Raw genomic sequence first — 20776 nt, forward strand, 5'->3', positions numbered from 1 at the left:
GGTCGTGGGCGATGGCCGTTGCCTCGTCGTCAGAAGCGCAGTACGGCGGCGATGCGGTTCGCGTCGGCCAGGGAGCCGTCGGGGACGAATCGCACCTCGGCGCCCTTCTCCAGGGCCTGTTCGACGATCTCGTCCACGATGTCGTCGCGGGAGTCGAGGTCGGAGGCGTCCGCGGGTTCGAGGTGGTCGCCGTAGTCGCGCACGACGGTCCGGTAGTGCTCCTCGACGGCGAGCAGACGGATCCGGCCCTCCTGCGCGGCCTGGTGCACCTCGTCGAGACCGCCGGCGTACTCGTGTCGGCCCCGTGCCGCGTCCAGCTCGGCCAGTACGGTGGCCGTCACGGCCTCCGCGTGGGCGGTGAGCAGCGGGGACACCGCCTTGCGTACGGCCTCCTCGGGCCCTCGTCCGAGGCCGCCCTGATGGAGGGTGGCCGTACCCTGCGGCAGCGATCCGGTCTCTTCCAGGAGCGAGACCGCGGGGGCCTCGCCGATCACGTACAGCGGGCGGGGTTCGGAGGCGAGGACGGTCCGCAGGGCGTCGTGCGCCTCCCGGAAGAAGGTGCGCGTGTCCTCGTCCCGGAAGGTGCTCGGGAGATCTCCGATACGTTCCTTGCGTTCGGCGTCCGGGTCCTCCAGGCTCCGGGTCAGCGGGAAGCCGTCGGCCGTGTGCTCGACGGCCCGCTCCGGCGCTCCGTTCCACAGGGCGATGCGGTCCGCCGCCACGGTCAGCGCCCAGTAGGGCCACTCGGCCGACCGGGCGGCGACGAGGTTGCGCGTGAGGAACGTGTCGGCGATCACCACCCGCTCCGGGACCGTCCGGGCCACCGTCCACACCTGGTGCTCGCCCGGCGCCACGTAGATCACCAGGCCGTCCTCCGCGTGGACGAGGTCGATCTCGGCGACCGCCCGTTCCAGCTGGCTCAGCACGTCCGCGCGCCGCTCCCGCGTCACGCCCGGGTCGTCCTCGAGCTCCTTCTCCGCCCGGGCCAGGAGGTTGCGCAGCCGTACAGGGTCCTGCGCATTGTCCGGTTCTCGGCGGTGGGTCGGCATCACGAGCGACACGGCGGGGTACGGGCGGGGCCGGCGCAGCTCGGCCAGCGCGCCGGTGCTGAGTGCGGGGTACATGAATACACCTTCCGAAGGTCGTTCCCCGCGGACGTCGACGAAACGGTTCGACGGGTCGAGATGGTCCCGCCGTCGGCTGCCGGCGCGGGCGGGGCGTCCGAGGTCTGGGCGCGCCGAAGTTTGGCCCGTATTTGACATATTTGCCCGAAATCGAGCTTTTCGCGAGTTGATGGGCCGGCCGCCGCATGAGGCCTGCCCGACACGCAACCCCGTTCGCGCGCCCTCTGAGGGTGCACGAACGGGGCGATCGCGGGTGGTTGACGGACGGGTTCGCCGGTGCCGGCTACGAACCCGTCGTCGGAGCGGCCAGGACGCTGTCGCGGTACGGCGTCAGAACGACCGGACCCATCGCCGGTGTGATGAGTGAGTCACCACGCCGACGACGAGGGGCTCTGCCGCGATCCCGCTGCAGAGGTCACCGACCTGGAACGCAGCCAGAAACCTTCGGAAAGCCTCATCGCCCGACGCTCCGCTCATGCCTTCCGACGTCTCACGGGAAGCGGTCCGTCAGCTCAGCTCATGGGCGTCTCGTACTCGGCAGCCGAGGCGGCGACGGCGGTTGTGTAGCGGAGGCCGGCCTTGGCCCCGAGCGAGAAGACGTACGCGAGGTGGACGAGGATCCGCACCCCTGGCGAGAGCCTTCTCCGGGATGCGGTCCTGCCGCAACCGGTCGAGGCCCACGGACAGCGGGCTGACCAGCTTGTCCAGCCAGAACGTTCCGACCGGCCTTCGGGTCACCGTGCGGTCGGTGGAGCGGTGGCGTCAGGCCTGGCGGCAGGGCGGTTCGGCCGGCCGCAGTCGCCGCCCAGGCTCGGGGAGCGGCAGTTCGTTCAGCTGGAGCGGGAGTTGGAGAAGGGACCGCTCGCTCACTGCACGGGCTGTCGCCGCGGTACGGGGACGAGGCGCAGGAGTGCGTGGAGGACGGCGTCGGTGGTGTCCTGCGCGGGCTCGTCGCTGACATGGGTCAGCAGGCGTGCCAGGACCCGCAAGAGATGCGGCGACGCCATCACCCGGGGGTGGAGGATCGGCCGGTAGCCGAACCGGGAGAAGAGCAGATCGCCCGCGAGGTTCCCCAGCCGGTAGTAGCGCGCCCATCGGCGCTGGATCTCGGCCGGGTACTGATGCAGCGCGTGTTCCCGGCGCGGCCCGGCCGGCCGGGCCAGCGCCAGGGCGATGGTCTCCGCCGCCACCTCGGCGGCCTCCATCGCCTGGGCGATGCCCTCACCGCTCCACGGGCTGACCATGCCGGCGCTGTCACCCACGAGCAGCAGGCCCCGGCGGTACTGCGGTCGCCGGTTCAGGCCCATCGGCAGCGGCGCGCTGCGCAAGGGGGAATCGGCGTTCCCTTCGTGCAGGCCCCACTCCTCGGGCAGGCGGGGCAGCCAGTGTTCCAGTGCCGCCCGCAGGTCCACGGGCCGGCGCCGCCGCTGCTGCGGCAGGGCTCCCAGGCCCACGTTGACGCGGCCGTCCCCCATGGGGAACACCCATCCGTATCCGGGCAGGTCGAGTCCGGTGCGGGGACAGCGAAGGTCGGCCCACAGCTCCAGGTAGGGGTCGTGGGTGCGGGCCTCGCTGCGGTAGTACCGGCGGGCGGCCGCCGCGACGGGTCGCTTCACATCACGTTCGAACCCGAGGCCGAGAGCCGTACGCGCCGAGGCGCCGTCGGCCGCGACCACCAACGGGGCCCGGTAGCGCACCGGTTCCGCGTCCGGCCCGCGGGAGGCCGTCACGCCGATGACGTGCCCCGCCCGGTCGGTCAGGGTGCCCGTCACCTTCACGTGGGTGCGCAGGCGCGCTCCGGTGGCGCTCGCTCGGGCGGCGAGCAGGTCGTCGAAGTCGTGCCGGCTGCGGGTGAGCCCGAAGTCGGGAAGGGCGCCCAGGCGGGGCCAGTCCAGCTCCGCCTGGTGTCCGTCGCAGACCCAGCGCATTCCTTTGTTGCGCATCCAGCCCGGCGCGTCGATGTCGATGCCCAGCCGCACCAACTGGTGCACGCCGCGCGGGGTCAGCCCGTCACCGCACACCTTCTCCCGGGGGAAACCGCTCTTCTCCAGGAGCAGCACGTCCACACCGGCTCGCGCCAGGTGTACCGCGGCAGCGGAACCAGCCGGTCCCGCCCCCACCACGATGACCTGCGCCTCCTCGTCACCGGCGCCTTCGGATCCCCCACGGCCGCCGTCGATCCCGTCACTTTTGGTGATCACTCCCCTACTATGCCCGCCGCCGGGCACCGGCAGTCCGTTCGGCGCGGCGGAGGCGGCCGCCTGTCCGGGAAGGGCTTCGCGCGAGGGGTCTCCCCGGTGGTGGTGTACGTCGGGTGATCCCGGACAACCTCTGGCGAAACGTCTGGAGCATGAGGAGCGGGTAGGAGTCCGCGGGGGCCGCGGTCCCCGGGCGGAGGGACAGGGCCTGTCCGGCGGAGCAGGACCGGGCAGAGTCCATGTCGTGTCCTCTGGTTCAGGCCCGGCTCGCCCTCCGGCTCACGGGCCGAAGACGCAGGCCGGCGTCCCGGGCGAGTAGCCGTCCTCGGCGACGGTCGGGGCGCCGATCCACCCGTCGTAGACGTAGCTGCCGTCGCTGAGCCTGCCCCAGGGGGTGAACGGCCTGCCGTACCGGGTGTGGACCCCGTCCCAACCGCCGTTGTCCGCCTGGCAGACCACGTACACCATAGATCCGTAGTCCGCGGATCCGGTGACGCGGGCACCGTAGTCCACCCATTCACGCTTGAACACCCCGTCAGTGGCGTTCCCCCGGTAACAGCCTTCGTCGTTCGTCGTGTTCTCGGTTGCCCTGGGCGGCCGGAACTCCGGATAAAGCCAGGGACGCCGCCACCACAGCCATGGCTCCGGCCGCTCGTACACGCCGACCCATCAGCGTTCTCCTCTCCGTACTCACGTCCTCGCCCCCGCCTGCCGGCGAATGCCTTGAAGTGAATCCGGCCGGACCGGTCGGCCACCAGCGGATCGGTCACTCCCCCACCGGACTCCGACCATGCCCACGACCTTGACCGACGCCCGCCCGCAGCGCCGGCGCCTCGCCCTCACCCTGCGCCGCGTCCGGCAGGAGCGCGGACTGTCGCAGCGCGCCTTGGCACGGCTCCTGCATCTCAGTTCGCACACGTCCGTCGGAGACGGGGAGCACGCCCGACGCGTACCCTCCGACGACATCCTGGGCCGCTATGAGCGCCGCCTGGGGTTACCGGAAGGGGAGTTACGGGTCGCCCGGCGCGAGCTGCTGGCTGCCGAGGCCGTGCGAAACGTCGCCAGTGCCGTCGCTTCGGCAGCCGCAGAGACAGCCGCTGTCGCTCGGGCATCCACTCAGCCGGCAGCATCGACAGCGCCTCGCACCGCGCCGGTCCGCCCGACGACCGCCGACCTGCCGCCCGCGCCGAGCGACTTCAGCGGACGCGCCGACGACGTGGCCGAACTCCGCACCCTGCTGACGGCCCGGCATCTACGCCCGTCCTGGTATCCGGGCCACCCGGCGTCGGCAAGACCACCCTGGCTCTGTGGGTGGGGCACGCGGCGGCCGACCGGTTCCCCGACGGTCGTCTCTTCACCGATCTGCGTGGCACCCGGGCCGACGCCGGCCCCGCCGCCGCGCTCCACACCCTGCTGTCCGGACTCGGCGTCCCGGACCAGCGGATCCCGGCCGCCATCGGGGTGCGCTCCGGACTCCTGCGCACCGTCCTCGCCGAGCGGCACGTGCGCCTCGTCCTCGACGACGCTCGTCCTCGACGACGCCGCGAGCGAGGCCCAGGTCAGACCGCTCCCGCCGGGCAGCGGCGGCTCCCGGGCGCTGGTCACCAGCCGCTCGCGTCTCTCGGGGCTCGCCGGGGTCCACCGCCTCGCCCTTGACCCTCTGCCCGAGCAGGACGCACGAACCCTGCTCGCCGCCATCGCCGGTCCCGGCCGGATCGCACGCGAACCCGACGCGGCCGCTGACATCGTCGCCACCTGCGGCGGGCTGCCTCTGGCCGTACGCATCGCGGCAAGCCGGCCGGCCATCTCCCCGACCTGGAGCCTGGCGCACCTGTCGGCGCAGCTGCGGGACGAGCGCCCCCGGCTGCCCCTGCTCAAGGCCGGGGACAACGACGTCCGGCAGGTCTTCGCCTGCACCTACCGGCATCTGACACCCCTGCAGGCGCGGCTCTTCCGCCTCCTCCCTCTCGTACCGGCCCGGCGCACCGGGACGGAGGCCGCCGCGGCCCTCCTCGGCCGCGACGGGCGGCATGCCGCCACGGTGCTCGACGACCCGGCCGAGGCCGGGCTGCTCACCCCCGCCTCCGCGCCCGGCCGCCGGCAGACCCACGATCTGCTGCGGCTGTACGCCACCGAGCAGTCCGCCGCGCAGGACCGGCCCGCCACTCGGGCCGCGGCAGCGCAGCGGCTGCACCACTGGCTCGTGGACACCGCGCACCGGGCCGCCGGTGCGCTGTCACCCGCCCGTACCGCGTTTCCCGGAGGTGAACCGGCCGCGTCGGCCTGGCGCGACAGCGAACACACCAGCGTCCTCGGCCTGGTGACGGCCGCCGCCGGCACCCGGGGATGGCCCGTCGCGCTCGGCACTCTCGTGCCCTCGCTCAGCTGGTACTTCGATCGGCGCTGCAGCCGGGAGGCCATGGCCGCGGTGGGCCGGGCCGCGGCTTCCCGTGCCGAGCGCGACGTGGAGCGGGCCGCCGGACTCGACGCGCTCGGCCCGGCCCGCCTGGAACAAGGGCGGTACGCGCGGGCTGTCGAGCACCATCAGGAGGCACCGGCCGCCACGCGGGCGGCGCTCGGAGTGTTCCACGCATGCGAGGACGCCTGGGGACCGGCCGGCGCCCACCAGCTCATCGGCCGCGCCTTGGAGGGGTTCGGCCGGCAGGCCGAGGCAGCCGCGGCGTACCGGCACGCCATCGAACTGTTCACCGCCGTCGCCGACGCCGCCGCGCCGAGCGGACCGCGCCGGCTCTGCGGGCGATGGAGGAAGGGGCCGGCTCATACCCCGCCACCCCGCCGCCCCGTTCCTCTGACCGAACCTGCCTGTTGCACCGGGGAATCCGGAGGGGCCCGTGTCAGCTGTCGAGACGGTCCTGCCCCCGGGCCCTCGGTTGTCTCAGCCGTGCAGGCGCGGGCCCTGGTGGCTCACCAGGGACAGCCAGTCGCGGTTGGTCGCCCTGCCGGTGACGGGGAGTCCCCGTTCGGCCTGGTAGATGCGCAGCACGTCCTCCGTCTCGGCGGTGAAGGTGCCGCTCACCACGGTCGGATAGCCGGCACCGGTGAGGAGCGACTGGAGTGCCTCGACCGCCGGACCGTAGTCACCTCCGTCGAGCGGGACGACGAGCCTCGGCCAGGTCTGGGGGCCGACGCGGCCGTCCCGGACGAGGCCGAGGGACTTCTGGAACTCGGTGATCGCGGTGACGGTGGTGTGGTCGACGGTGCCGGTCACCTCTACCTCGTGGCCCTTCGCCCGGAGCAGGTACTGCACCGTACGCGCCTCCCACAGCACGTCGCCGAGGCGCACGACCGGCCACTCGTCGCGCGAGGCCACCATGTCGGCGCCGCCGGTGTCCGGGCCGGTACCGGGCGGAACGATCAACGGCCTCAGCCAGAGGCCCGCCGCGAAAGCCCCGCAGGCGAACAGGAAGCACAGGATCCGGGGCACCCACACCGGGACGGCTACTGGTACGGCGACGGCGGCCGGACTCCGGACCACAACCGCGCCCGGGGCACCGGAGCGCATCGCCTCGCCTGGCGCCTGCGGCACGCGCACGCGTGGCACGCGTCGCGCCTCCTGGGCCGCGCGGGCGAGCAGCAGCGCCTCACCCAGCTCGCCGTCCGGTGCTGCGAGGGCCTCGTGCAGGGCCTCGACGACCGGCGGCGGGGCGGCCGTCGGCCGTCCCGGGTTCAGATAGCGGGACATGGTCGCCTGATCGACCCCGGCCCGGCGAGCCAGGGCCTTCTGCGTGGGACGCACCCCGGGGCACCCCTCCCACCACGCCCGGAGTACGGCGGTGAGCGCCGCGGCCGGATCGATCAGGGCGGGTTCCTCCGCGCCGGCCCGTGTGCGGTCCATGTCGCATCCCCTATGCATGTGCATCGTCGCAGGCCAGCCGGGTGCATCCATGCGTGCATGGATGCATGAGCGCTGGCGGGTGCCGAGGCTAGCGGCGCGGGGCCTTCGGGCGGCACGGTGTGCGGGCCGGGAGGGTGCCACCACTCCCGGCGTCCCGACCGCTCCCGCCGCGGTACGTCCGCATGCCGCCGTTCCGGTGCGGGGGACGACTTCATCTCCGCACCTCACCTGAACGGGTGAGGTGGTCTGTTGACGAAAGGACACACAGTCATGCGCAAGTGGACCAGCCCCACCCTCCTCGCCGCCGCGGTCGCCGCCCCACTCCTCGTGGTCGCGCCATCCGCCGACGCGGCCCCCGCCAAGTACACCCACTCGGCCGCCTCCCAGCAGTTCCGCGCGGCGGGTGTCTCCTGGACGTCGAGCAAGAACTGCTCGGACTGGAACCGGAGGGGCTGTACGTCCTTCACGAACATCAACCGGGCGACCGTCGCCGGGGCCATCGCCTTCAAGAAGGCCAGCCGCTGCACAGTGGTCATCACCGGCGGCACCGAGGTCGGTCACAGCACCCGGGGCACGTACACTCACCGCAGCGGCTACAAGGTCGACATGTCGGTACAGACATCCTGTCTCGACACGTACGTCATGAAGCACTACAAGAAGGCCGGCACGCGCGGCGACGGGGCCCGGCTCTACAAGTCCCCGAACGGCAACGTGTACGCCCGCGAGAAGCACCACTGGGACATCACGTACTACAACGGCAAGGTCTGACCAGCCGCTACCGGGGCTGGGACCGGACCGGTCCCAGCCCCGGCCGTAGGACGACGCCAATCCGGTGCGCGTAGTTGACCGCTCGTGCACAACAGAACTGAACCTCGCCCGGCCGAACTTGCCGAGTCCGACCCGATCCATCCCTGGAACGGCAGGGAACGAGAGCTCAGGCTCGAGCGAGGACCGCTCATCGGACCGAAATACATCGCCGCCGCCTCCGACCAGACCCAGGTCGTCAAGAAGGGCAAGGCGGGTGGTCCCGCCCACTCCGGCACGACCACAGGGCGGCGGCCGACGCCGGTACGGGGACCGCGAAGTGCTGGCCGCGATCCCCGGCACGCCGGCGGCCCCCTCCTTGTGGACGTATCACCACTGCCTCCGACACCACCCTGCGGAACAACTCCCACAACTCATCCGGCACCAACCGCTCGGCAAGTAAGGAGCACGCGTATGGACGGCACGCGGTGGCACCCCCGACCACGGAGAACACAGCAGTTCGCATGGCACACAGCCGTGGACCAAAGGGTCATCCCCACAGGTGCGGGAAGCGGTTCGCCGGCGACCGGTGGCGCCGGTGCGGCGGCAGTCCGGCGAGGGCGCGCCGCGGGTCGGTGCAGGTCAGGGATTCCCTCCAAGGTGCCGCACCCTTGTCATTTCGCCGGACGGCCGTGGCGCTCGGGCTGTCGGCGCGGTGGGAGCCCGCAGGAGGTCCCGCCAGTCGGCGGGCCAATTGGCCAGCGCGAGGATGCCCATGACGAGGAGGTGGGTGGGCGCGGCCCAGCTCTCCGACGCTGGGTCGTGGTTGACGATGTGGGTGGTGGCCGCGCCGGTGAGTACGAACAGCAGCGTCGCGGCGCCCAGGAAGCGGGCTCGCTTGTGGGGGATCACCAGCAGGACGGCTGCGACACCTTCCAGGGCACCGACCACGAAGCGCATCCAGGAGGGGTAGCCCCACTCGACGAACTTCGCGGAGTACGCGGAGCTGAATATCGTGTCGCCCGGCCAGTACTTGGTCACGGCGCCCAGCGCGAACTCGAAGGCCAAAAACCAGTACAGACCGGTCATGAGTCGCTTCGACATGCTTGTTCCTTCAGGGGAGTCGGGCAGGGTCAGGCCTCCGCGCGGCGGTTGCGGTGCCGTGCGGACTTTGTCTTCGGAGGTCAGCCCCGCAGGGTGGCGATGGCCTTCTCGATGCGTCGCTGGCGCGTGTCGGGCTTCTTCGCGCTCTCGATGGCGCGGACGTGCTCGCGCTTGCGGCTGTGGGTGAGGTTGTCGTACGCGGCGCGGGCGGCCGGGTCTGCGTCCAGGGCCTGGGCGAAGTCCGCGGGCTCCTCGACGACGCGCGGCTCGGTGTCGAGCTCCAGCTCGACCTCGACCTCTTCGCCGATCTCCACACCGGCGGCGTGCCGGTTGGCGTTGCTCAGGCCGAGCAGGTGGCGGCCGCGCAGGATGGCGACCCGGCTCCTCCAGGAGTGCCCGTTGACCGTGATGGTCACCGGCGGGCGCGCGCCCCCGCCGAGCGCCGCCACCACCTCGGGCGGAACCTCCAGGCCCCGCATGGGCTCGGGCGGCTCGACGTGGGACCGGAACTTCATGATCTCTCCTGTCGTTCTGGTGGTTCATCTGTTGTGCCGGCGGTTCATCGCGGATCCGGCCCGCCCGGCTCCGCCGGGAGTCAGGATGCCGTGGGGGCGATCGGTGCGACGGCCTCCCAGGCGAAGCCGTCCGGGTCGCTGAAGGCGTCGGCGGTGCCGCCGAGGACGACGCGGTGCGAGCCGGTGCCGTCGGCGGGGACGCCGAGGTCCTTGGCCAGGGCGCGGCGCTTGTACAGCGCCAGCTTGACGGGACCGGCCTGGCCGGCGGCGAACTCGGCGTACTTGCCGCCGAAGCTCTTGGCCACGCTCAGGCCCCGGCCGACGTAGAACTCCTTGGTGGCCTTCACGTCCTCGACACCGATCAGCAGGACGACCTCGTCGATCTCGCGGGTGTCGGGGCCGGTGTCCTTCTTCGCCGAGGTCGCGATCTTCCAGATCGTCCCGTCCGGGGCCTGGACGACGCCGCCGTAGCCCCACAGCGACTTCGCGGCGGGCTTCAGCACCGTGGCGCCCGCGTCCACGGCGGCGCCGACGAAGCCATCGACGGTGGCCGGGCCGGACACCGTGAGCGCCAGGGTGAAGCCGCGGAACCCGGTGGAGTGCGCCTCGGACGCCCGCAGGCGTACGTGCTCGTCCACCCCGAAGGCGCTGTAGAAGCGGCGGGCGGAGTCGAGGTCGGCCACCTCGAGGGTGATGGACGCGAGGGACGGGTGGGCTGCGGAGGAAGTGGTGGTTGCCATGAACATCACACTAGGAGCTGCGCGGCGGCCGGGGCTTCTCGATTCCTGACCGGTCTGGAGACCTGCTTCGTCAGGCACCGCGGCGCCCCCTCACCTTGATCGCCGGACCCGCATCGCGGGCCGCTCGCCCCGCCGCAACAGCGCCGTCGTCCGCTCGATGCGACGCGTCGTGGAAGGTCTCGACGAGGGCCTGAACATCGTCAGGGATGGTGATCACGCCCCTGGGGGCGGCGATGGGAGGGCGCCGGCCTTGGTCTGCAGCATGCACCCCGAGAGCGGGGCCGCCTGGGTGTGGCTCTGTATGGCGGCTCCGACCCAGGGGTTGGTCGGAGCCGCCACAGAGCATCCGCGATGACGCGGCGCGGACCGTCGGAACATCGGGGCCATCTGAGGAGGAGGGGGTGGCCTTCGATGTTCCGTTCGGTCCCTGGGGCCCTTGCAGTAAATATATATACCGCCAAGTAAGCAAGTGCATGAAAATTTTCATGCCAAATGATCGTGCAGAGACCCGAACCCCGGCCCAGCCGTTTCGGTTGTTTCGGTCGTTTCGGTCGGTCTCAGTCGTTCAGGAAGAAATCGTGCTGTTCCGCCGCGTGCTCGTACTTCTCGAGCCGGGTCTGCGTACGCTCCGGGTCCGCGTCCGCCATGGCCTGGAGGATGCCCGCGGACAGCACCCCCGGCGCCGCGTACGAGTCGAAGACGAGTCGCGAGCCCGTGCCCGCGGTGAACACCTCGTCGGCCTCGTCGGCCAGCGGCCCGAGCGCCAGGTCCGTGATCAGCGCGACGCGCAGCCCGACACCACGGGCGGCACGCACGACGGCGAGGGTCTCCTTGGCGTGCCGAGGCATCGCGAAGGCCAGCACCCACGTGCCGCCCGCCTCACGCGCCTGGAGCAGCCCGTCGTAGGCGACGCTGCCCCCCCGTGTCACCACCCGGACATCGGGGTGGATGCGCCGCGCGGCGTACGCGAAGTACTCGGCGAGGGAGACCGAGATCCGCAGGCCGACGACCGTCAGGGGGACGGACCGGGCCAGCTCACGGCCGATGCCGACGATCCGGTCGGGGTCGGCGAGGGCACGCCGCAGGGAGGCCAGGTTCTCGATCTCGGCGTCGATCGCCGACTGGAGCTCGTTACGATGCCGCTCCTCCCCCTCGCCCGGTGCACCGGCGACCGCGCTGAGCGCGAGGGGCTGGAGCGCCTCCCGGAGCGCGGGGTAGCCGCTGAATCCCAGCGAGGAGGCGAACCGGGTCACGGACGGCTGACTGACCCCCACGCGCTCCGCGAGTTCGGTGATGGACAGGAACGCGGCCTCGGTGAGGTGATCGGTCAGGAACTGGGCGATACGCCGCTGCGCGGGAGACAGTCGGTGCCCGCCGAACAGCGCCCGCACCCGCTCGGCGGGAGAGGCCGCCCCGGCCTCCTCCTTCGCCTCGGACGAGCGCCTGCCCGGCGTGATCGCTGCCGCCTGTGCACGCGCCTGCTGCCCGGATGCCACGGAGTGTCTCCTTCTCATCTCACTGCCGCCCAAGATAGTTCACCCGGGCCTGGCCCCCATGAACCCGAGGCAAAGGCCCGCCGGCACCGCGCCGTGACACCACCATGCAGGCGCAGAACCGTCTGACTGCGCATCAACGCGGAGGGCGAGAGACCTCCCGGAGAGACCTCCCGCATGCGGGAGCAAGGGACCGTCCCCGCGGGTGCGGGAGCAGGGGGCAGAGCCGGTGAGGTGCGCCTTCGGCGGCCCGGTCGGCGACGGTGACGGGGTCGTGCGGCCCGTTCTTCTCGACGACGTCGGCGGCCCCGAGCGGCCGGAAGCGGGGCGTGGTCTCGGCAGCCACGCGGACCGCCTCCTCCATGCAGGTCGCGCCGTTGGCGAGGGCATGGGCGAGGAAGTCGATCTCTCCGGCGGATCCGGTCGTACGTCCGGATCCGGTCGTACGTCACGCGTACTGCCTCCACCCCACCACACCACACCGCACCGGCGTCCCGGGGTCCCCTCGGCGATCTGCGGGCGACGGGTGGGCGCCCCCTGGAGAGGTCGTCAGTCGGGGCAGGTGTTCCGGTAGCCGGGGGTGGACAGATAGCGGCCCCATTCGCCGTGCTCCAGGCCGCCTCCGGCGACCAGACAGGCCGTCCGGTCGAGGTGGTCACGCAGGTCGTAAGTGGGGCTCAGACCCCAGAGGACGACGTCGGCGATGCGCATGCTCAGTACGCCGGGACCATCCCGACGCAGACAGGGAGCAGCAGGACGTCCGCTGGGGTGGTCACCCCTGCCGGGGCCATCCCCCGGCTTTGTTCGCGAGTGGCTGATCCCCCTCGTCAGAAGCGCGGCCCGACAGTGGGATGCGAAACCAAGGCACAGGCCGCGACCTGCAGTTGTGCTTCCCATGCCGCCGCGTCGAGCCCCAGCGTGTACTCGATGCAGCACGCACATGGCGGGAGTAGCGCCACGAACGCTTGCTCCTCAGCGGTCTCGACCTCCGTCTCCGACCACTCGTCCGATGCCAACTCGGCGAGATCCACCTCCCCCGCGGTGAATCGCGTGGCCAGCCTGCGCAGCGCGTATCGCCGGGCCAGGCGGTGATCGGGCAGAGTGATCCCCAGTTCATCGAGAGCCTGCTCGAACGTGTCACGGATGTCCCGTGGGGCCGCATGGCGCGGCAGACCGGCGAGCTCGCACAGGGCCGGTGTGTCCACTCCCATTGCGAGTGCCTGGGCGGCGGTCATCGGCAGGTCTTCCGGAGACACCTGGTCCACCCGATACAGCCACGCTGCCTCCACCAGGGGCGGATAGGCGCTGCGGACAGGGCTGTCGGGTTCGGATGTGTCGTCTATCGCTGCCATGGTTCATACGATGCCACCACGGCTCGCGAGAGTGCCCGGAAATTCGGGCTGCCCCGGCAAACCGTCCTGCGGGCTGCCCCAACTCATGCTGTTGTCCCGGTGGCACTCCGCGACCGGTGCCCAGGAACTGTGCCAGAGCGTGCTCAAAACCTGCGCGGCCAGGGGGCCATCCCCGCGCAGGCGGGGAGCAGCACCGCCATGCCGACGCGGGCCTGTCGTCGTAGGGACCATCCCCGCGGGCACGGGAAGCTGCCCTGGTAAGCGCGGTGGTGAGCAACCGCGGTCCCGGTGAACCACACTGGACCGTGCTCACCACACTCTCTGATCAACCCTTCCGGACAAGCGCAACAATCGGAGATCACGCCGCGAGCCGTCGCACTTGGTCGTCGGGGCAACCGATCGACCGTCACTCCCACTGGTCGTATGTCTGGACTACCTGGACCGCCGGGCTGCGCTGTTGCACCGGCTCATCCCTCGGTAACAAGCCGACCAGGCCGGCCGGCTCCTGGGCCACGAGGAGTCCCTCGCCCCATTCGACCAAGACGTGAGCGCGCTGCTCTTGGCGCGCGGGCCCGAAGGCAGTGCGGAGATCGTCACCGTGTTCGCCGTGTAGCCGGCGGGCTGGGGAACGCCGCGCATCGGACGCGCCCCTCCCGGCAGCGATCCACAGGTTCCGAGCATTGCTCGCGAGACGGCCTCCGGCCGGGGCCGCGGGTTGCGCGGTGGAAAGGTGGCGCCAAGCGCGGCGGCAGCGCGGTTGGCGGGAGCGTTCCACGGTGCGTCACTCAGCCTCCGTCGGACGCTGTCCGGCGTGTGGTGGCGCTTGTGGCGGCCGCAGTGATCGCGGTCGCCGGACCGCTGGCCTGGCCTACGGCTCCCGCCTCTCCGTCGGCCAGGCGCTGTTCCTCCTCGCCGTGGTGCTCACCCTCACCGGTGGAGTGTGCATCCCGCCGTTCCGGCGCGCCCCTGACCTGCCGCGATGGAGGTTGTCGAAGGGTCAGGCGGCGGGGCCGACGGCTTCGGGCGCCGCCGATCCCGCCTGAGCGGCCGTGGTGAGGGGCGCTGCCCGGCGGATCCGTACCGCGTAGAGGTAGTAGGCGGCTGTGCCGAAGACGAGGCCGACGAGCCAGGAGAGGTCGGCGCCGCCCATGCTGCTTGCGAGCGGGCCCTCGTAGACGGTGCTGTTGATGAACGGGAACTCGACCGCGATCGCCAGGAGGAAGATCACCACGGCTCCCCAGTCGCACCTGCCGTAGGGGCCGTCCTTGAGGAAGAAGGACTCGATGTCGTAGTCGCCGCGGCGCACCAGGTAGTAGTCGGTCAAGTTGATCGCGGTCCACGGGATCAGCAGATAGAGCAGGGTCAGGATGATGTTCTCGAACAGGGTCATGGTGTCCGAGCCGACCAGGATCGCGAGCACGGTGGTGACGGCGGTGAACACGACCGTGAAGACCATCCGGGCGCGCGGGCCGGCGTTGGTCCGCCCGCGGGGGGACACCGCGCTCAGGGCGGTGAGGAAGGCGCCGTAGGGGCTCTGGGCGGAGCCGGGCACACCGCCGATGATCAGGGCGGCGGCCAGCAGCCAGGAGACGGCCGGGAACTGGTGGGCCAGGAACCCGATGGCGTCCTGCCCGAGCGCGTCGGCCCCGATGACGGCGGCCATGGCGCCGATGATCATGACCCAGGAGCCGCCGACGGCCGCGCCGAGGTAGGTCCACCAGAAGGTCTTCCGGGGTGAGGTGTCCTCGGGCAGGTAGCGGGAGTAGTCCGAGACGTAGGGCGCCCAGGTGATCTGCCAGGAGGCGAAGATGGAGACGGCCAGCAGGACCGTTCCCGCGTTGACCGAAGTGCCGTGGTAGTGCGCGGGTAGGTGGGTGCCCAGCTCGACGAAGAGGGCGACGAAGACGAGACCCGAGACGACGGACAGGTACCTGCTGACGGCGTGGATCAACTTGTAGCCCGCGGCGGCGACGGCGAGTGTGACCAGATTGGACAGCACGACGGCGGCCGCGTACGGGATGTGCAGCCAGCCGGCGACGGCGTGGCCGTTGATGACAGCGCCTTCGAGCGCGAAGCCGAAGTACATGGCCAGCACGATGGCCACCGGCAGGATCGCGCCGTAGAAGCCGAACTGGGCGCGGCTCTGGATCATCTGGGGGATGCCCAGCCTCGGTCCCTGGACCGAGTGGCAGGCCATGAAGACGCCGCCGAGCAGGTTGCCGATCAGGATCGCGAAGATCGCCCAGGGCAGGTCGAGGCCGACCATGACGGCGAGGGCTCCGTTGACCAGCCCGGTGATCTGCACATTGGAGGCGAACCAGAGTGTGAAGAGGTGCCATGGCTTGCCGTGGCGTTCCTCGGCGGGGACGTGGTCGATCGAGCGCTGTTCGACCGAGGTGGTTCGGCCGGGCTGTCTTTCCATGAATGTCTCCAGCGGTAAGGGTGTCACAGGGCGGCCGGGAGCCGGCCGACCGGGCGACACCGGGGTGGGAGTGGCGGGGCGGGGTGACGGGGCGGGGTTGGCGCGGTTCGGGTCAGCCGAGCGGGCGGTCGGCGGGGCCGGGCTCCCGGAGGAGCCGGGCCAGGGCCAGCCCGGCGTACAGTGCGGCGCCGTCGGCGACCAGGTGGTCGTCGAAGACGACGTGCGGGGAGTGGTTGCCGGGCCCGTGTTCGAGGCTCTGCCCGGCCGGTGCGGCACCGAGTTGCACGATGGTGCCCGGCACCTGGTCGAGGACGCGGGAGAAGTCCTCCGACGCGGTGAGCGGCTGGGTCATGTCCTGGTAGCGCCGCTCCCCGAACAGTTCGCGGGTGACGTCCGCGGCGAAGAGCGACTCCTCGGGGGCGGGGATGGTCGCCGGGTACTCGACGAGGTAGCGGGCCTCGGCGCGGACGCCGTGCGCGGCCGCGACGGCTTCGCACAGCCTCGGTAGAGCGCGGGCCAGCTGGTCGCTGACGGCGGGGTCGAAGGTGCGGACGGTCGCCTGGAAGTGCGCGGTCGCCGGGACGACGTTGGCCGCGGTTCCGGCGTGGATGGTGCCCACGCTCAGGGCGACCGGCTGCAGCGGGTCGACGCCACGGGAGAGGTAGGCGTGAAGCTCGCCGACCATGGCGCAGGCCGCGGGGATGGGGTTGCGGGCATGGTGGGGGGCCGACCCGTGGCCACCGCTGCCGTGGACGGTGACGTCCAGCCGCGCGCAGGCGGCCATCAGCGGCCCGGGCCTGGTCGCGAAGCGGCCGCGCGGGTAGTGCCGCGCGCTGACGTGGAGGGCGTAGGCGGCCACCGGCCGGTCCCCGGCGGCCTCGAGCACGCCTTCCTGGAGCATCAGAGCGGCGCCGTCGTGGCCTCCTTCCTCGCCGGGTTGGAACATCAGCACCACCTGACCGGCCATCCGGTCCGTCCGTTGGGCGAGCAGCTGCGCCGCACCGACCAGCATCGCGGTGTGGAGGTCGTGCCCGCAGGCGTGCATGCGGTCGGTGAAACGCGACTCGAAGGGCAGGCCGGTCTGCTCGGCGATCGGCAGCGCGTCCATGTCGGCGCGCAGCAGGACGGTCGGTCCGGGCCTGGCGCCCTTCAGCACCGCGGTCACCGAGGACAGTGACCGGCCCTGGGCGACGGCCACGGGCAGGGAGTCCAGGGCGGCCAGGACCTTCTCCTGAGTCCGGGGCAGGGCGAGCCCGACCTCGGGTTCCCGGTGCAGACTCCGGCGCAGCCTGATCAGATCGCCGGCCATGTCTCCGGTGTCGTCGAGAAGGTCGTCAAGAAGGTTCATCGTGTTCCCTCGGGCATTCCCCTGGGGAGGGGCTCGGCGGTTGGGACGATGATGTGGGTGACGACACATCTACGACCCACACAGACCGAATCAGTCATAAATGACCGGACAAACGCAAGGAACGAGCATGATCAGCGAGGAAGAACTGGCAATGGTGCACGCGCTCCAGGTACAGCCGCGCGCCACCTGGTCCGAGCTGGCCGCCGTGCTGGGCTGCACCGCCGCGACCGCCTCACGGCGCTGGGAACAGCTCCAGGCGAGCGGCACGGCCTGGGTGACCGCTGTGCCGGGCCCGCGGGCCGACGCCTTCGTCGCGTTCGTCGCGCTCCGGTGCGCGCCCGGGCGACGTGAGGACGTGGCCGCCGCGCTGGTCGACGACCCGGCCGCCGTCACCGTCGAGATCACCGCGGGCAGTCACGACCTGCTTGTCGAAGTGATCACGCCAGGGCCCGGCGCGTTCACGCGCTATCTGCTGGACCGGGTCGAACGGCTTCCCGGGGTGGTCGGGTCCACGGTGACCATCGCCACCACCGTGGTCACCGAGGCGAGCCGGTGGCGACTCGACGCGCTCGACCCGGGCCAGTCCCAGGCCCTCGCGCACGGGGCGCTCCCCCGCTCCTTCGGGGCAGCGGCCGCACGGCCGGCCGCCAGACACTTGTCCGAGCTGGACCGCAGGCTGCTCGCGGAGCTGAGCCGGGACGGCAGGATGCCGTGGCAGCAGCTCGCCGAACGCACGGGCACCAGCGCGGCCACCGCGCGACGCCGCTGCGAACGGCTGCTGGCCACCGGGGAGGCCGCCCTGCGCTGTGACGTGGCCGCGCCCCTGATCGAACGCCCGGTGACGGTCTCGCTGTGGACACGGGTGCCCGCCGCCGACCTGAGCGGCGTCGCCCGTTCTCTGGCCGCCGTTCCCAGCGTCCGCTTCATCGCCACCACCGCGGGCACCCACAACCTGCTGGTGATCCTGTGGCTGCGCTCGGTCGACGAGGTGCACCATCTGGAGGTCGACCTGGCCGCACGCTGCCCGACCCTCGCGGTGCTGGACCGGACCATCGCCCTGCACACCGCCAAGCGCATGGGCCGCGTCTTCGACGCGGCCGGACACAGCAGCCGCACCGTTCCGATGGGGCCCTGGGCGATCCCGGCCTGACGGTGTTTCCGGCACACCAGTAGCCGCGTGTTGGCGTACGGACCTCTTCTTACGTGTACGCCGACAACACTGCCCTCGAACAGGGAAAACGCACCGACAAGAGTGACTGTCCGCCGGAGAAGAGCCTTCCAGACGCGGACGCCGGTCCGGAGCGGCCGTGTCCGTGGTGGCACGAGGTCAGCACGTACGCGTTTCAGTCGGCGTTCGCGGACGTGGACCGGGCGTGGAGGAACTGGCTCGATTCGCTGCGCGGTGTGCGGGCGGGGCCGAGGGTCGACTACCTGCGGTTCAAGAAGAAGGGCCGGGCCCGGGATTCCTTCCGTCTTCACCACCACGTGAAGAAGCCGTCGATCCGGTTGGCGACGTACCGGAGGCTGCGGCTGCCGATGATCGGTGAGGTCCGCCTGCACGACTCCGGCAAGCGCCTGGGCCGCCTCGTCGAACGCGGCCAGGCGGTCGTGCAGTCCGCGACTGTCTCCCGGACCGGCCACCGCTGGTACGCCTCCGTGTTGTGCAAGGTCGCCATGACTGTCCCCGAGCAGCCGTCACAGCGGCAGCGCCGGCGTGGGACCGCCGGCGTCGACCTCGGCGTGAAGACCCTCACTGTCCTTTCCCCGTCACTCGACCCCGCCGACCCAACCAGCGTCCTGGTCGCGACCCCCCGCCGCCTCGCCCGCGCCGAGCAGCGGCTGGTGATGATGGGGCTCGTCGAATTCGGTTCTGTCCGCACTTCCGTGAACGATCTTTCAGTGGCCACCGGGCGGAACCGTGCGGTCGCCACGCATTACGGCAAGCTCACGGTCCGCTACGAGGCGACTGCACTGGTCGCAGCGATCAACGAATGGCTATGAACCCGTCTCGCGCTTCATCACGTATGTGTTCCCGATGTCGGGATCGCCGTAGAAGAAGAACAGCTTCAACTCGTCGTGCTGATCGCGGTCCACACAGAAGGACCACGAGTCTATCGATGGGGGTTCGGGAGTCGAGGCGTCAGTGGCCGTTGCGGGGGAACGGCTCTCCAGTCGGGTCCGGGCCGTCAGTGCGAGTCGGACGACCTGTCCGCCATCGTCGTCGGTCAGTTGCCAGGTTCCCGTACCGGAGAGGCGCCATCCGTCCTCGAAGTCGAAGTCTTGCCCGTCGAGCTTTTCGAGAAGAGCCGTTCCGTCTTTGCGGAGCACCACGCGGGTCTCCTCGACGTTTTCCCAGCCCCCAGCGACTTCGGCCGTCGTAGTGTCGTGGATCCCTGTTCCCTCGTACTGATCTTTTCGTAAGTTCTGTGGGTGTGGTGATGTCGTTGGTGGGATCCTGATGTGGTGTCCTTCAAGCCTTCGTCTGTTGTTCCTCCTTTGACGCGGCCGCAGTTGGCCGAGGCCCGGCGTGTGCGGGCGGCCGAGTTGTTCGACCAGGGGTGTTCGGGTGCCGAGATCGCGCGGATGCTGGGCGTCAGTGACGAGAGTGTGCGGCGGTGGAAACGGGTCTGGGAGATGGACGGCGCCGATGCTCTGCGTCGGCGCCCGGCCACCGGGCGCCCGCCCAAGCTGGACGATGCCCAGGTCGAGCGGGTGCGGGCCGCGCTGGAGCGGGGCGCCCAGACGCATGGCTTCGAGGCCGATCTGTGGACCCTGGAACGAGTCGGCCTGGTGATCGAGCGGGTGACCGGAGTAGCGCTGTCGAAGGCGTCGATGTGGCGGCTGCTGACCGGCCGGCTCGGATGGAGCCTGCAGCGGCCCGAACGGCGGGCGGTCGAGCGGGACGAATCTGAGATCGCCCGTTGGATCGCCCATGAGTGGCCGCGCATCAAAAAGGGGCCGTGAACACACGTGCCTGGATCGTGTTCCTCGACGAATCAGGTGTGTCGCTGCTGCCGCAGGTCCGCCGCACCTACGCGCCCCGCGGCCGCACCCCGCTCCTGCGGCACCGGCTGAACTGGAAACGCGCGTCGATGGCCGGGGCCCTGGGCTATCACGCTACCGACCCCGATCGGGGTCCTCGGTTGTGCTTCCACCTCAAGCCCGGCAGTTACGACACCGCCGGACTCATCGAGGTCCTGGAGCAGATGAAGGTGTTCTACCGCGGCGAGCGGGTGGTGCTGGTCTGGGACGGGCTGTCCGCTCATCGGAGCCGAGCGATGCGGGCCTGGGTCGCCGAGCAGGACTGGCTCGCCCTGGAGTGATTACCCGCCTATGCACCCGAGCTCAACCCGGTGGAACTGCTGTGGTCCTCGCTCAAGAAGCGTGAACTCGCCAACCTCGCCGGCGACCATCTCGCCGATGTCGCCGACGCCACCGAACAGGGCATCCGCCGGATCAACGACAACCCCCGCCTGCCCTGGTCCTTCCTCGCCCACACCGGCCTGACCCTCCACCCACCACACCCACCGAACTTACGAAAAGATCAGTAGGTGTATTGACCCGCAGCGTTGTTGACGCAGTTGATGGGCGGGGGCCCGCCGAGTGCGGTGTGGCAGCGGTGGTGGTGGTAGGTGTGGAGGAAATCCGACAGAGCCGCTGTCCGCTCGTGGTGCGAGGTGCAGGGCCGCAGGTAGGCCCACTCGTCCAGGAGCGTCCGGTTGAAGCGTTCGGCCTTTCCGTTGGTCTGCGGCCGGTAGGGGCGGATCTTCTTGTGCGCGATGCCGGCCGCGGTGAGGCTCTGGGTGAAGAGCTTGGACCTGCAGCAGGAGCCGTTGTCGGTCAGGACGCGTTCGACCAGGATCCGCCTGCCGTGAACGGT

The 20776-nt window shown here is 71.0% G+C and carries 20 protein-coding genes and 3 pseudogenes; 8 read left to right on the forward strand and 15 right to left on the reverse strand.

Going from position 1 to position 20776, the window contains the following annotated elements:
• Nucleotides 1–29: 29 nt before the first annotated feature.
• The 3 genes from ACH4TP_RS07085 to ACH4TP_RS07095 all read right to left on the reverse strand — a co-directional run bounded on the left by ACH4TP_RS07085 (nucleotide 30) and on the right by ACH4TP_RS07095 (nucleotide 3853).
• A complete protein-coding gene (locus tag ACH4TP_RS07085; protein ID WP_398436228.1) occupies nucleotides 30–1124 on the reverse strand; it encodes a chemotaxis protein in 1095 nt (364 codons plus the stop codon).
• 866 nt (nucleotides 1125–1990) lie between these two features.
• Nucleotides 1991–3325, reverse strand: coding sequence for a geranylgeranyl reductase family protein (locus tag ACH4TP_RS07090; protein WP_398436230.1), 1335 nt, complete (start codon nucleotides 3323–3325; stop codon nucleotides 1991–1993).
• A gap of 276 nt (nucleotides 3326–3601) precedes the next feature.
• Entirely contained in the window at nucleotides 3602–3853 is a 252-nt protein-coding gene (locus ACH4TP_RS07095; protein ID WP_398436231.1) for a hypothetical protein, read from the reverse strand.
• 259 nt (nucleotides 3854–4112) lie between these two features.
• Between ACH4TP_RS07095 and ACH4TP_RS07100 the strand changes: the two are divergent.
• A pseudogene (locus ACH4TP_RS07100) lies at nucleotides 4113–4325 on the forward strand (helix-turn-helix domain-containing protein); the annotation flags it as partial.
• 113 nt (nucleotides 4326–4438) lie between these two features.
• Here the strand turns inward: ACH4TP_RS07100 and ACH4TP_RS07105 are convergent.
• Nucleotides 4439–4927 carry a hypothetical protein gene (locus ACH4TP_RS07105; protein WP_398436233.1) on the reverse strand — a complete coding sequence of 163 codons (489 nt, stop codon included), beginning with the start codon at nucleotides 4925–4927 and terminating at the stop codon, nucleotides 4439–4441.
• Between the two features lie 1291 nt (nucleotides 4928–6218).
• On the reverse strand, nucleotides 6219–7178 hold the full coding sequence (locus ACH4TP_RS07110; protein WP_398436234.1) for a peptidoglycan-binding protein: 960 nt from the start codon (nucleotides 7176–7178) through the stop codon (nucleotides 6219–6221).
• Between the two features lie 270 nt (nucleotides 7179–7448).
• Between ACH4TP_RS07110 and ACH4TP_RS07115 the strand changes: the two genes are divergently transcribed.
• Nucleotides 7449–7946: a hypothetical protein gene (locus ACH4TP_RS07115; protein ID WP_398436235.1), complete on the forward strand. Its 498-nt coding sequence runs from the start codon at nucleotides 7449–7451 to the stop codon at nucleotides 7944–7946.
• Between the two features lie 253 nt (nucleotides 7947–8199).
• Nucleotides 8200–8307: pseudogene (locus ACH4TP_RS07120) on the forward strand (IS5/IS1182 family transposase); the annotation flags it as partial.
• Between the two features lie 257 nt (nucleotides 8308–8564).
• On the opposite strand, the gene ACH4TP_RS07125 reads toward ACH4TP_RS07120, so the two are convergent.
• The 8 genes from ACH4TP_RS07125 to ACH4TP_RS07160 form a co-directional block, all read right to left on the reverse strand.
• On the reverse strand, nucleotides 8565–9026 hold the full coding sequence (locus tag ACH4TP_RS07125; protein ID WP_398179712.1) for a DoxX family protein: 462 nt from the start codon (nucleotides 9024–9026) through the stop codon (nucleotides 8565–8567).
• Between the two features lie 80 nt (nucleotides 9027–9106).
• On the reverse strand, nucleotides 9107–9541 hold the full coding sequence (locus tag ACH4TP_RS07130) for a YdeI/OmpD-associated family protein (protein WP_398179709.1): 435 nt from the start codon (nucleotides 9539–9541) through the stop codon (nucleotides 9107–9109).
• 80 nt (nucleotides 9542–9621) lie between these two features.
• Nucleotides 9622–10287: a glyoxalase gene (locus tag ACH4TP_RS07135; RefSeq protein WP_398179706.1), complete on the reverse strand. Its 666-nt coding sequence runs from the start codon at nucleotides 10285–10287 to the stop codon at nucleotides 9622–9624.
• A 551-nt stretch (nucleotides 10288–10838) separates the two neighbouring features.
• Nucleotides 10839–11777, reverse strand: coding sequence for a MurR/RpiR family transcriptional regulator (locus ACH4TP_RS07140; RefSeq protein ID WP_398179703.1), 939 nt, complete (start codon nucleotides 11775–11777; stop codon nucleotides 10839–10841).
• Between the two features lie 546 nt (nucleotides 11778–12323).
• On the reverse strand, nucleotides 12324–12485 hold the full coding sequence (locus ACH4TP_RS07145) for a hypothetical protein (protein ID WP_398179700.1): 162 nt from the start codon (nucleotides 12483–12485) through the stop codon (nucleotides 12324–12326).
• A 116-nt stretch (nucleotides 12486–12601) separates the two neighbouring features.
• On the reverse strand, nucleotides 12602–13126 hold the full coding sequence (locus ACH4TP_RS07150) for a hypothetical protein (RefSeq protein ID WP_398436238.1): 525 nt from the start codon (nucleotides 13124–13126) through the stop codon (nucleotides 12602–12604).
• 997 nt (nucleotides 13127–14123) lie between these two features.
• Nucleotides 14124–15548 (reverse strand): purine-cytosine permease family protein, encoded by a 1425-nt coding sequence (locus ACH4TP_RS07155; RefSeq protein ID WP_398179694.1) that lies wholly within the window; start codon nucleotides 15546–15548, stop codon nucleotides 14124–14126.
• Between the two features lie 112 nt (nucleotides 15549–15660).
• Nucleotides 15661–16896 carry a M20 family metallopeptidase gene (locus tag ACH4TP_RS07160; RefSeq protein WP_398436239.1) on the reverse strand — a complete coding sequence of 412 codons (1236 nt, stop codon included), beginning with the start codon at nucleotides 16894–16896 and terminating at the stop codon, nucleotides 15661–15663.
• Between the two features lie 127 nt (nucleotides 16897–17023).
• Here ACH4TP_RS07160 and ACH4TP_RS07165 point away from each other — a divergent pair, with 127 nt between their 5' ends.
• Nucleotides 17024–18046 (forward strand): Lrp/AsnC family transcriptional regulator, encoded by a 1023-nt coding sequence (locus ACH4TP_RS07165; protein WP_398179688.1) that lies wholly within the window; start codon nucleotides 17024–17026, stop codon nucleotides 18044–18046.
• A 53-nt stretch (nucleotides 18047–18099) separates the two neighbouring features.
• Nucleotides 18100–18897, forward strand: coding sequence for a hypothetical protein (locus tag ACH4TP_RS07170; RefSeq protein ID WP_398436241.1), 798 nt, complete (start codon nucleotides 18100–18102; stop codon nucleotides 18895–18897).
• Here ACH4TP_RS07170 and ACH4TP_RS07175 read toward each other — a convergent pair.
• Nucleotides 18892–19227, reverse strand: a complete 336-nt coding sequence (locus tag ACH4TP_RS07175) for a hypothetical protein (RefSeq protein WP_398436242.1) — start codon at nucleotides 19225–19227, stop codon at nucleotides 18892–18894. The two genes, ACH4TP_RS07170 and ACH4TP_RS07175, sit on opposite strands and share 6 nt — an antisense overlap.
• A 132-nt stretch (nucleotides 19228–19359) precedes the next feature.
• Here ACH4TP_RS07175 and ACH4TP_RS07180 point away from each other — a divergent pair, with 132 nt between their 5' ends.
• Genes ACH4TP_RS07180 through ACH4TP_RS07190 form a run of 3 tightly spaced genes read left to right on the forward strand, consistent with a single transcriptional unit; the run spans nucleotide 19360 to nucleotide 20447 of the window.
• The gene (locus ACH4TP_RS07180) at nucleotides 19360–19860 is read left to right on the forward strand and encodes a winged helix-turn-helix domain-containing protein (RefSeq protein WP_398436244.1); all 501 of its coding nucleotides are present in this window, start codon (nucleotides 19360–19362) and stop codon (nucleotides 19858–19860) included.
• Nucleotides 19857–20219: a transposase gene (locus tag ACH4TP_RS07185; protein ID WP_398436246.1), complete on the forward strand. Its 363-nt coding sequence runs from the start codon at nucleotides 19857–19859 to the stop codon at nucleotides 20217–20219. The genes ACH4TP_RS07180 and ACH4TP_RS07185 overlap by 4 nt, the downstream gene beginning before the upstream one ends.
• Before the next feature lie 30 nt (nucleotides 20220–20249).
• Nucleotides 20250–20447, forward strand: coding sequence for a transposase (locus ACH4TP_RS07190; RefSeq protein WP_398436248.1), 198 nt, complete (start codon nucleotides 20250–20252; stop codon nucleotides 20445–20447).
• On the opposite strand, the pseudogene ACH4TP_RS07195 reads toward ACH4TP_RS07190, so the two are convergent.
• Nucleotides 20441–20758, reverse strand: a pseudogene (locus ACH4TP_RS07195) (integrase core domain-containing protein); the annotation flags it as partial. The gene ACH4TP_RS07190 and the pseudogene ACH4TP_RS07195 overlap by 7 nt on opposite strands.
• Nucleotides 20759–20776 lie beyond the last annotated feature (18 nt).

The sequence above is a fragment of the Streptomyces sp. NPDC021012 genome, assembly GCF_044333355.1.
Classification (GTDB): domain Bacteria; phylum Actinomycetota; class Actinomycetes; order Streptomycetales; family Streptomycetaceae; genus Streptomyces.

What these genes read in the sequence shown, in the direction of transcription:
- ACH4TP_RS07085 (WP_398436228.1), bottom strand. Translation starts at nt 1,124, where the DNA reads ATGTACCCCGCACTCAGCACCGGCGCGCTGGCCGAGCTGCGCCGGCCC.
- ACH4TP_RS07110 (WP_398436234.1), bottom strand. Translation starts at nt 7,178, where the DNA reads ATGGACCGCACACGGGCCGGCGCGGAGGAACCCGCCCTGATCGATCCG.
- ACH4TP_RS07115 (WP_398436235.1), top strand. Translation starts at nt 7,449, where the DNA reads ATGCGCAAGTGGACCAGCCCCACCCTCCTCGCCGCCGCGGTCGCCGCC.
- ACH4TP_RS07125 (WP_398179712.1), bottom strand. Translation starts at nt 9,026, where the DNA reads ATGTCGAAGCGACTCATGACCGGTCTGTACTGGTTTTTGGCCTTCGAG.
- ACH4TP_RS07130 (WP_398179709.1), bottom strand. Translation starts at nt 9,541, where the DNA reads ATGAAGTTCCGGTCCCACGTCGAGCCGCCCGAGCCCATGCGGGGCCTG.
- ACH4TP_RS07135 (WP_398179706.1), bottom strand. Translation starts at nt 10,287, where the DNA reads ATGTTCATGGCAACCACCACTTCCTCCGCAGCCCACCCGTCCCTCGCG.
- ACH4TP_RS07145 (WP_398179700.1), bottom strand. Translation starts at nt 12,485, where the DNA reads ATGCGCATCGCCGACGTCGTCCTCTGGGGTCTGAGCCCCACTTACGAC.
- ACH4TP_RS07150 (WP_398436238.1), bottom strand. Translation starts at nt 13,126, where the DNA reads ATGGCAGCGATAGACGACACATCCGAACCCGACAGCCCTGTCCGCAGC.
- ACH4TP_RS07155 (WP_398179694.1), bottom strand. Translation starts at nt 15,548, where the DNA reads ATGGAAAGACAGCCCGGCCGAACCACCTCGGTCGAACAGCGCTCGATC.
- ACH4TP_RS07160 (WP_398436239.1), bottom strand. Translation starts at nt 16,896, where the DNA reads ATGAACCTTCTTGACGACCTTCTCGACGACACCGGAGACATGGCCGGC.
- ACH4TP_RS07165 (WP_398179688.1), top strand. Translation starts at nt 17,024, where the DNA reads ATGATCAGCGAGGAAGAACTGGCAATGGTGCACGCGCTCCAGGTACAG.